Raw genomic sequence first — 9,255 nt, forward strand, 5'->3', positions numbered from 1 at the left:
CGTATGACCAGCGGGCCGTTCGGGATCAAGGGGGACTGCCACAACTCTACGAGGTCGTCCATCTTGAGGACACCCTTGTCGACCATCTTGCGCAGATTGCCGGAGCTGTAGCCATCCTTGAAGTCGCCGACGCCGGAGGCCCAGGTGGTGCCGGCATCGAAGGTGCCCTTCAGAACTTCAAGGACAAGCTGTTCATGGCCGCCGCCGAAACCGGTCGACGCGAAATAGCTCTTCACATCCATGCCGATGTCTTTGGGCAGCGAGGTGACCGGGACCAGGTAGCCGGAAGTCGAATCGGGATCGGCGAAACCGAGTTTCTTGCCCTTCATGTCAGCGAGTGTCTTGATGCCGGAATCCGCACGGGCGACCATAACCGAATGGTAGCCGGTCGAACCGTCGGTCTGGACCGTCGTCAGGATCGGCTGAACCGCGTCCTTGTTCTCGAGGTAGACCTTGGCGTAGGCGGAAGCGCCGAGTTCGGCATAGTCGAGCGTGCCGCCGAGCAGACCCTGGATGACGCCGTCGTAGTCGGCGGCCGGGAACAGCGAAACTTTCTCGACGCCGAGAACTTGCTTGATGTGGTCGGCGAAGCACTGGTAGTTGCGCAGACGGTCGGCTTCGTTCTCGCCGCCCAGAATGCCGACGCGGAATTCCTTCAGATCCTGTGCCTGGACCGAGCCCATCGCCATGGCCATGACGGAAACGGCACCGAAAAGTATCTTTCTAAACATCTCGTCTCTCTCCTGTTGGTCCCGGCATCGCGCCGGCTGCGTTGGGATATGATGCCCTTGACGCGGGCTGGCGATCCAGGTCGCTCAGTAACCAGGAAAGGCTGGCTCAAGCGGTCCGGCGGATGCGGCGATTTTTTGCTTGATGATGACACTGGTCGAGGTGATGGCCTCGGAGATTTCGCCGCCGCTGCTGTCGGCGCCGTAGACCATGCGCACGGCCTCGCGGTTGAGCTCTTCCGGCGGGCCGTCGAAGACGACCTTGCCGGCAGCCATGCCGATGATACGGTTGCAATAGGTGCGGGCCGTGTCCAGCGTGTGCAGGTTGGTGATCACGGTGATGCCTTCGCGCAAATTGATATCCTGCAGCGAATCCATAACCACCTTGGCGTTGAGCGGATCGAGTGACGCGATCGGCTCGTCGGCGAGGATCACCTTCGGCTGCTGCATCAACGCGCGGGCAATGGCGACGCGCTGCTGCTGGCCACCCGACAAGGTGCCGGCGGCCTGCAGCGCGGTGCGGGCGATATCGAGACGCTCCAGCGCTGCTATCGCCTCGGCTCGTTCCTCGCGGGAGAAGATGCCGAGCAGGTTCGACATGGTGGAGCGGTGATTCAGCCGGCCGAGAAGCACATTGGTCAGCACGTCGAGGCGCGGCACCAGGTTGAACTGCTGGAAGATCATGGCGCAATCGCGCTGCCAGCGCCGTAGTGGCGAACCGCGCAGCTGGGAGACCTCGGCGCCGTCAAAAAAAATCGACCCCTGGCTGGGATCGATGAGACGGTTGATCATGCGAAGAAGGGTCGATTTGCCGGCGCCCGAACGGCCGATGACGCCAACCATCTGACCCTGCGGGATCGCGATGTTGATGTCGCTGACGGCAGTGTTCTTGCCAAATCGTCGGGTGACACCGCGGATTTCGAGCGTGGCGGAATTTGCTGGCATGGGGGCAGGTTCCAGGTCCGGACCATTGATCGTCAGGCTCTCGCCTAGCGCAGCCACATGAACCTGCCGTGTCGCGGTGATGTCAGTTTTGTTACGCTCCACAGGCTGGAGTCTAGTGTCGACCCTGGGTCAGCAGTCGAAGGTGATTTGGAACGCGGGCCTGGCGAGCTGGTGCCATCAAGCGTTCCAGACAAGGGCCGTCATGGCGCCGATGCTGGTGTCGAGAGGCATGTCATGCGGATAGTAGGGGCCGGGGCGGTTTGTGATAATGCCCCGCTGCCCCGCGTCAGTGACCGCCATTCCTGGACGTCGCTATCCACCATATTTCTCTAGGAACGTCTCGGCCTCAAGCTCCCGGAAATCATCCAACGCGGCGCGCAGCCTTGCATGGTCCCAGTCTCACCAGGCGAGCGCCTGGTAGCGTTCGGCCGTGCGGCGATCGAAGCGCTCGCGGATCGGTTTGGCCGGCACGCCGCCGACAATGGTATAGGGCGCGACATCTTTCGAGACCACCGCACCCGCGCCGACCGCGGCGCCATCGCCGACGGTGACGCCGGGCAGGATAGTCGAGCCGTGACCGAGCCAGGTGTCGTGGCCGATGGTGACGCGTTTGGCGCGGCGCTGGGCGAAGAATTCTGTCTCGTGCTCGGCATCGTCCCAGTAGTCCGAGGCGCGATAGGTGAAGTGATGCAGCGTCGGCCGCCAGGTCGGGTGGTTGGTGGCGTTGATGCGAACGCTGGCCGCGATGTTGGCGAACTTGCCGATCGTCGCGCACCAGACGGAGCAGTCCTGCATCATGTAGGAATAGTCGCCGAGTTCGCTTTCCGAGACCCGGCTGCGGTCGGCGATCTCGGTCCAGCGGCCGAGCGTCGAATTCTGTACATCCGCCGTCGGGTGGACCAGCGGCGTCTCGGACAATTTCCTGGTCATGCGGCGATTTTTCCGGACGCGAACGCGGTGACGTCGATGATGCGGTCGGCAACCGCCTCGCGCACGTCGTGGTCATGGAAGATGCCGAGCAGGGCGACATCAGCCGCCTTCTTGGCGGCGATGAGTTCGATCACGACGTCGCGGTTCCTGGCGTCGAGCGAAGCGGTCGGTTCGTCGAGCAGCAGGATCGGATGCTCGGTGATGAAGCCGCGCGCGATGTTAACGCGCTGCTGCTCGCCGCCGGAAAAGGTCGCAGGCGGCAAAGCCCAGAGTTTCTCCGGCAGGTTGAGCTGTGCCAGCAAGGCGCGCGCCTTGCCGCGGGCAATCTCGCGATCCTCGCCGCGCTCGACCAGCGGTTCGGCGACGACATCGAGCGCCGAAACGCGCGGCACGGTGCGCAGGAACTGGCTGACATAGCCGATCGTTTGCCGGCGCACCGCAAGCACGGTGCGAGGGCTGGCGGTGGCCAGGTCGATCAGCCCGTCATCATGCGTGACGATGATCTGGCCTTCGTCGACGGCGTAGTTGCCGTAGAGCATCTTCAGGATCGAGCTCTTGCCGGCACCGGACGGGCCGCCGAGCACGGTGCATTCGCCGGCCCTGATCGAGAACGAGACACCGGCGACAACAGGCAGTTTGATGCCGTCACGCAGATGCATGGTGAAGCTCTTGGCAACGCCGGAAACAACGAGCGGGGTTGCCATCAGAAGGTTCTCCAATCGTCAGTCGTTTGCGCGTCATCGTCAAACCTGCAGAATCGAGGAAACAAGCAATTGCGTGTAAGGCGCGCGCGGGTCGTCGAGCACGCGGTCGGTGAGACCGCTTTCGACGACGCGGCCGTCCTTCATCACCATCATGCGCTGCGACAAAAGCCGCGCCACGGCAAGGTCATGGGTGACGACGATGGCCGCCAGACCAAGATCGGTGACCAGACCGCGCAGCAGGTCGAGCAGGCGCGCCTGGACCGAGACGTCGAGGCCGCCGGTTGGCTCGTCCATGAACACCAGACGCGGGCCGGTGACGAGGTTGCGGGCAATCTGCAGGCGCTGGCGCATGCCGCCGGAAAAGGCGCGGGGCTCGTCGTCGATGCGGTCCTCGTCGATCTCGACGCGCGATAGCCAGTCGACGGCGGTGGCGCGGATCTTGCCGTAGTGGCGGTCGCCGACCGCCATCAGCCGCTCGCCGACATTGGCGCCGGCCGACACCGTCATGCGCAGGCCGTCGGCCGGGTTCTGGTGGACAAACCCCCAGTCGGTGCGCATCAGGAAGCGGCGCTCGGCCTCACTCATGCGGTAGAGCTCGCGGAACTGGCCGTCGCGCATGCGGTAGCTGGCGCTGCCGGAGGAGGGCAGCAGCCGCGTCGACAGGCAGTTGAGCAATGTCGTCTTGCCGGAGCCGGACTCGCCGACCACAGCCAGGACTTCGCCCGGCCACAGGTCGAAGGAGACGTTGTCGCAGCCGACGCGCGAGCCGTAGAATTTGGAGAGCGCCGAGACGCGCAGCAGCGGTTCGTCGGTCATTGCGCCGGCTCCATTTTTTCCGAGGCAAGATGGTTCTCTGAAGCAAGGTGGCCGTGATGGCCGTCCGCCCGCCGCTTCTCGCAATGATCCGTGTCGGAGCAGACGAACATGTGGCCTCCATGGTCGTCGAGGATGACCTCGTCGAGATAGACATTCTCGGCCGCGCACAGCGCGCAGGGCTGGTCGAAGGTCTGCACCTCGAACGGATGATCCTCGAAGTCGAGGCTGACCACTTCGGTGAAGGGCGGCACCGCATAGATGCGCTTTTCGCGCCCGGCGCCGAACAGCTGCAGCGCCGGCGAGCGGTGCATCTTGGGATTGTCGAATTTCGGCGTCGGCGACGGGTCCATCACATAGCGGCCCTCGACCTTGACCGGATAGGCATAGGTGGTGGCGATGCGGCCGTGTTTGGCGATGTCCTCGTAAAGTTTCACATGCATGAGGCCGTATTCTTCCAGCGCATGCATTTTCCGCGTTTCGGTCTCGCGTGGCTCGAGGAAGCGCAAGGGTTCCGGGATCGGCACCTGGTAGACCAGCACCTGGCCCGCCGTCAGCGGATGCTCGGGAATGCGGTGACGGGTCTGGATGATGGTGGCGCTGGCGGTGTCGGTCGTCACCGCGACGTTGGCGACCTTCTTGAAGAAGGCGCGGATCGAGACCGCGTTGGTGGTGTCGTCGGCGCCCTGGTCGATCACCTTGAGCACATCGTCTGGGCCGATGATCGAAGCGGTGACCTGGACGCCGCCAGTGCCCCAGCCATAGGGCATCGGCATTTCGCGCGAGGCGAACGGCACCTGATATCCCGGGATGGCGATGCCCTTGAGGATCGCGCGGCGGATCATCCTTTTGGTCTGTTCGTCGAGATAGGCGAAGTTGTAGGTGGCGATGTCGGTCATGATGCGACCTCAAATCCCTTGGCGTAGCGCGCCAGCCGCTCATTGAGCGTGCCCGTGTGCAGTTCGAACATGTGGTTGTCGTCGTCGTAGAAATAGATCGAGCGGCCCTCGCCCTCGACGCGCGGGCGCGGCGGGCGCATGTCGAGGCCGAGCTTGCCGATGCACTCGGCATAGTGGTCGAAATCGGCGTCATCGATCTTGAAGGCGATGTGGTTGTAGCTGCGCTCCGGCAAGGGCTCGCCCTCCATGATGGCGACCCAGATGTCGCCGATCAGGAAGAATTTTTCGCGCGACACCGAGAACTGCTCGGCATCGCTGGCATAGATTTCGCGTGCGTCGAATACGCCCTCGAGGATCTTGGTCATCCGCTCGAGATCGCGGACGATGAAGGTCATGTGGGAAAGCCCTTCGATCATTCCGCGGCCTCCCGCTTCTCTTCGACCTTCACGGGGTTTTGGTGGGCGTCGTGTTCGGCGCGCATGCGGCGCACGAGGTCGAGTTCGGCCTGGAAATCGACATAGTGCGGCAGCTTCAGATGCTCGACGAAGCCGGTCGCCTGGACATTGTCGGAGTGTGAGATGACGAACTCCTCGTCCTGGGCCGCGGCGACGACATCCTCGCCGAGCTCCTTCGCGCGCAGCGCCCGGTCGCAGAGCGCCATCGCCATCGCCTTGCGCTCGCTCTGGCCGAAGACCAGGCCGTAGCCGCGGGTGAACTGCGGCGGCGCCTTGGCCGAGCCTTTGAACTGGTTGACCATCTGGCATTCGGTGATGCGGACAGTGCCGAGCGGGACAGCGAAGGGCAGTTCGGGAACGTCGAACTCGAGCTCGACCTCGCCGATGCGGATCTCGCCGACGAAGGGATGGTTGCGGGCATAGCCGCGCTGGGTGGAATAGCCGAGCGCCAGCAAAAAGCCCTCGTCGCCGCGCGACAGCGCCTGCAGGCGGATGTCGCGCGCCATTGGGAATTCCAGCGGCTCGCGGGTGATGTCGCCGGGGACATGGTCCTGCGGCATGTCGCCATCCGGTTCGATCAAGCCTTCGCGGGCGAGGATGGCCGAAACGCGCGGCATGGCTTGCGCTTCCGTCTCGCGCAGCAAGGGCTCGGCGACCTCGGCCCCCGCGGCAAGCTCGGGATCGAGCAGTCTGTGCGTGTAGTCGAAGGTGGGCCCGAGCAATTGGCCGCCGGGCAGATCCTTGTAGGTCGCCGACACGCGCCGCTCGACCAGCATGGTGGCGGTGTCGATCGGCTTGGAGTAGCCGAAGCGTGGCAGCGTGGTGCGATAGGCGCGCACCAGGAAGATCGCCTCGATCATGTCGCCGCGCGCCTGGACGATGGCGAGCGCGGCCAGCTCCCGATCGTAGAGCGAGCCTTCGCTCATCACCCGGTCGACGCCGAGCGCCAGCTGCTCGACGATCTGGTCGAGGCGAAGCGCCGGCACCGAACGGTCGCCGCGCCGGCGGTCGGCAAGCAGGCTGTGGGCGTTGGCGATTGCGGCTTCGCCACCTTTTACCGCGACATACATCTTACGCCTCCATCGTCTTGATGCGCGTCGTGCGCGGCAGGCAGGCAATGCCGCCTGATGTGACGAGGATGATGTCGACGCCACGCGGAAAGCGCTTGATGTTCTGTTTCCACTGCTCGACGAAATGGCGCGGCATCTGTGCCGGCGCGATCGTGGCGCTGGTTTCGATGCCGGGACCTTCGAGCAACAGCGGCGTGCCGGAGACGAGATCGCCGACTTGCAGGATCAACGTGGTCGAACGGTCGGGATAGTCCTGCGTGCCCTGCGAAAAACCATCAAGCGACATCATCTCGGCCGGGGCCGCGATGAAGGCGAAATGCGCATCGGCCGGTGTGTTGGCCACGGGCGCGCCAGTGTGGAACCCAAGCCAGGATCTGATCGCGGCGGAAGCTTGCAGGGCCTGGTCGAGCCAGAGCGGGGTGTCGTTATCGCACAGCGCCAGTGCGATGGCGCCGGCGGTCGCCGAGAGCGGCGCCGGCGGGCGGGCGAAGGCCGGCAGCGGCTGCACGCTGCCGGGCCGAGCCATTGCGTCCATGACGGCGCGGAACACGGTCTGGGCGTCGAAGACCGGATCGGCGAAACCGCCCTCGATCGATTGCGCTGCAATGTCCATCAGTCTTCTCCGCGAACCATGGTGAAGAAATCCACCTTCGTTGCCGCCGTCTCGGCGCGGCGTTTTTCATGCGCTGCGGTTAGAGCCGACCGCAGGGGCGCTATCAGCCCGGTCTCGACCTCATTGCGGCGGGCAGGGTCCTGCCACAGCGCGTCGGCGATGGCCGCCAGCTTCGCCTTCTGCTTGTCGCGGCCAAGCGCATAGCAATGGCCGACCTGACCGGAGGGCAGCCGGACGGTGGCGCGGGTAACGGTCGCCTCGCCGACATTGAAAGGGGCGCCGCCGCCGCCGATGCGGCCGCGCAGGGTGACAAGGCCGGTTTCGGGGCCGCGCAGCAACTCGGCGTCCGAAGGCAGTCCGGCCTCATTCCAGAGCCGTACGATGTCATCGCCGCTGGATTGCGCAAGGGTTGCCATGGCGGCCTTGCGCTCGGCCTGGTCGCGGGCTTCCTGTCCTCGCATAAGCTATCGTCCTCGTGGCTAAATTTGTCTATTGATATAGACAACTATACAAATTATACCTATTATCTAGCGCGTGTCCATGACGGGTGGATGACAGCGATAGAAGACTGGGCGCTGGAAGGTGGGGGGCAATGAGGGTCGGGCGGCTGTCAGCGGACGGCATCGAGCGGCGCAGTGGCGTTTCGCTGTGGCGGCAGATTGCCGACAAGATCCTGCATGCGATCGCCATCGGCGATTTCACGGAGAATGCAGCGCTGCCGCCGGAGGTGGCGCTGGCAGAACGCTATGGCGTCAACCGTCACACGGTGCGCAGCGCCATATCGGCCCTTGTAAGGGAAGGCGTGCTGCGGGCCGAGCAGGGGCGCGGCACCTTCGTGCTGTCGCGCAAGCGGCTGTCCTATCCGATCGGGGCGCGCACACGCTTTTCGACAGGACTGCAAGGGCAGACGACGGAACGGCACATCGTCCTGCTCGCCTCGTCGGTCGAGCCGGCCAGCCAGCGCGTCGCCGAGGGACTGGGTCTTCCCAAGGGAGCCGATGTGATCCGGTTGGAAACGCGCGGCGAAGCCGACGGACGGCCGGTGTCGCGCGCTGCCGGCTGGTTCGAGGCCCGGCGCTTTGCCGGCATCGATGCCGCGATGGCGGAAACAGGCTCGATCACCGCATCGCTGGCGCGGTTCGGCATAGACGACTATCTCAGGCAATCGACCGTGCTGTCGGCGCGCCATGCCGATGCGGCGGACCTTGCCGACCTCGACCTGCAGCCGGGCGCCATCGTGCTGGTCACGGTTGCCGTCAACGTCACGCCGGACGGCCAGCCGATCCAGTTTTCCGAGTCGCGGTTTCCGGCCGAACGGGTGGAGCTGAAGCTGTCGGCGCTGTAGGGAGTGGACAGCTCGGTCGCGCTTATTTTTCAGCGACTTGGCGTTTGAGGACCGCCTTCCCCCACTCCGTCTCGGCTTCGCCGAGCCACCTCTCCCCCCTCCGGAGGGAGAGGAAGGAGCCCGCCTTGCTAAGCTCGCACCCTTCCTCTACCCCGTCGATCGGGGGAGAGGTGGCTCGGCGAAGCCGAGACGGAGTGGGGGTCGACCTGCGCGGGCGTCTTCAATTCGGACCGGCTTCGCCGTCTGCCATGTTATGATCCGACCTCGATCACAGCCTTGATCAGGCCCGATTTCTCATGTGCCCAACGAGCCAGATCGCGCGGCGTGCCGGCGAGTGTGGTGCGGTGTGTGACGAGCTTGGCCAGGGGAACGGCGCCGTTGCGGATCGAGGCGGCGACGTGATCGAAGTCGGCGCGCAAGGCGTTGCGGCTGCCGATCAGCGTCATCTCGCGCTTGTGGAATTCCGGATCGGAAAAGCTGATGTCGTCCTTGACAACAGAGACCAGTACCAAGGTGCCGCCATGCGCGACATGGGCAAAGGCCGACTGCACCGACTGGGTGTTGCCGGTGGCGTCGAAGACCACATCGAAGCCTTCGCCTGATGTCGCTTGCCTGACCAGATCGGGCACCGCGCCGCGCGAGCCGTCGAGGGTCTGGAAACCAAGCTCATTTGCGGCGAAGGCGAGCCTTTCACTGCTCATGTCGAGCAGCGTCACGTCGAGTTCAGCGATGCGGGCGAAGATGGCGGTGCCG

The 9,255-nt window shown here is 64.6% G+C and carries 11 protein-coding genes and 1 pseudogene; 1 reads left to right on the forward strand and 11 read right to left on the reverse strand.

The window, feature by feature from the left end; all coding sequences use genetic code 11:
* From phnD to phnG, 10 genes and pseudogenes are all read right to left on the reverse strand, one after another.
* Positions 1-731: phosphonate ABC transporter substrate-binding protein (phnD, locus tag EN939_RS10685; protein ID WP_127267985.1), on the reverse strand; the 731-nt coding region annotated here is incomplete at its 3' end.
* A gap of 84 nt (positions 732-815) precedes the next feature.
* Positions 816-1,673, reverse strand: coding sequence for a phosphonate ABC transporter ATP-binding protein (gene phnC, locus EN939_RS10690; RefSeq protein WP_127267986.1), 858 nt, complete (start codon positions 1,671-1,673; stop codon positions 816-818).
* Between the two features lie 312 nt (positions 1,674-1,985).
* Positions 1,986-2,603, reverse strand: a pseudogene (locus tag EN939_RS10695) (DapH/DapD/GlmU-related protein).
* Positions 2,600-3,307, reverse strand: coding sequence for a phosphonate C-P lyase system protein PhnL (gene phnL / locus EN939_RS10700; RefSeq protein WP_127267987.1), 708 nt, complete (start codon positions 3,305-3,307; stop codon positions 2,600-2,602). Before phnL ends, EN939_RS10695 begins: the two are co-directional and overlap by 4 nt.
* A 39-nt stretch (positions 3,308-3,346) precedes the next feature.
* Positions 3,347-4,123: a phosphonate C-P lyase system protein PhnK gene (gene phnK / locus EN939_RS10705; protein WP_127267988.1), complete on the reverse strand. Its 777-nt coding sequence runs from the start codon at positions 4,121-4,123 to the stop codon at positions 3,347-3,349.
* Positions 4,120-5,019, reverse strand: coding sequence for an alpha-D-ribose 1-methylphosphonate 5-phosphate C-P-lyase PhnJ (locus EN939_RS10710; RefSeq protein WP_127267989.1), 900 nt, complete (start codon positions 5,017-5,019; stop codon positions 4,120-4,122). Before EN939_RS10710 ends, phnK begins: the two co-directional genes overlap by 4 nt.
* On the reverse strand, positions 5,016-5,435 hold the full coding sequence (gene fosX / locus EN939_RS10715; RefSeq protein WP_127267990.1) for a FosX/FosE/FosI family fosfomycin resistance hydrolase: 420 nt from the start codon (positions 5,433-5,435) through the stop codon (positions 5,016-5,018). Before fosX ends, EN939_RS10710 begins: the two co-directional genes overlap by 4 nt.
* A complete protein-coding gene (locus EN939_RS10720) occupies positions 5,432-6,544 on the reverse strand; it encodes a carbon-phosphorus lyase complex subunit PhnI (protein WP_127267991.1) in 1,113 nt (370 codons plus the stop codon). Before EN939_RS10720 ends, fosX begins: the two co-directional genes overlap by 4 nt.
* 1 nt (position 6,545) lies before the next feature.
* Entirely contained in the window at positions 6,546-7,157 is a 612-nt protein-coding gene (phnH, locus tag EN939_RS10725; RefSeq protein ID WP_127267992.1) for a phosphonate C-P lyase system protein PhnH, read from the reverse strand.
* On the reverse strand, positions 7,157-7,618 hold the full coding sequence (gene phnG, locus EN939_RS10730; RefSeq protein ID WP_127267993.1) for a phosphonate C-P lyase system protein PhnG: 462 nt from the start codon (positions 7,616-7,618) through the stop codon (positions 7,157-7,159). Before phnG ends, phnH begins: the two co-directional genes overlap by 1 nt.
* A gap of 131 nt (positions 7,619-7,749) precedes the next feature.
* Between phnG and phnF the strand changes: the two genes are divergently transcribed.
* Positions 7,750-8,502: a phosphonate metabolism transcriptional regulator PhnF gene (phnF, locus tag EN939_RS10735; protein ID WP_127267994.1), complete on the forward strand. Its 753-nt coding sequence runs from the start codon at positions 7,750-7,752 to the stop codon at positions 8,500-8,502.
* A 251-nt stretch (positions 8,503-8,753) separates the two neighbouring features.
* Here the strand turns inward: phnF and EN939_RS10740 are convergent.
* Positions 8,754-9,255, reverse strand: a 502-nt coding sequence (locus EN939_RS10740) for a zinc-binding dehydrogenase (RefSeq protein ID WP_164750941.1), incomplete at its 5' end; no start/stop codon positions are given.

The sequence above is a fragment of the Mesorhizobium sp. M7A.F.Ca.CA.002.05.1.1 genome (assembly GCF_003998335.1).
Lineage (GTDB): Bacteria > Pseudomonadota > Alphaproteobacteria > Rhizobiales > Rhizobiaceae > Mesorhizobium.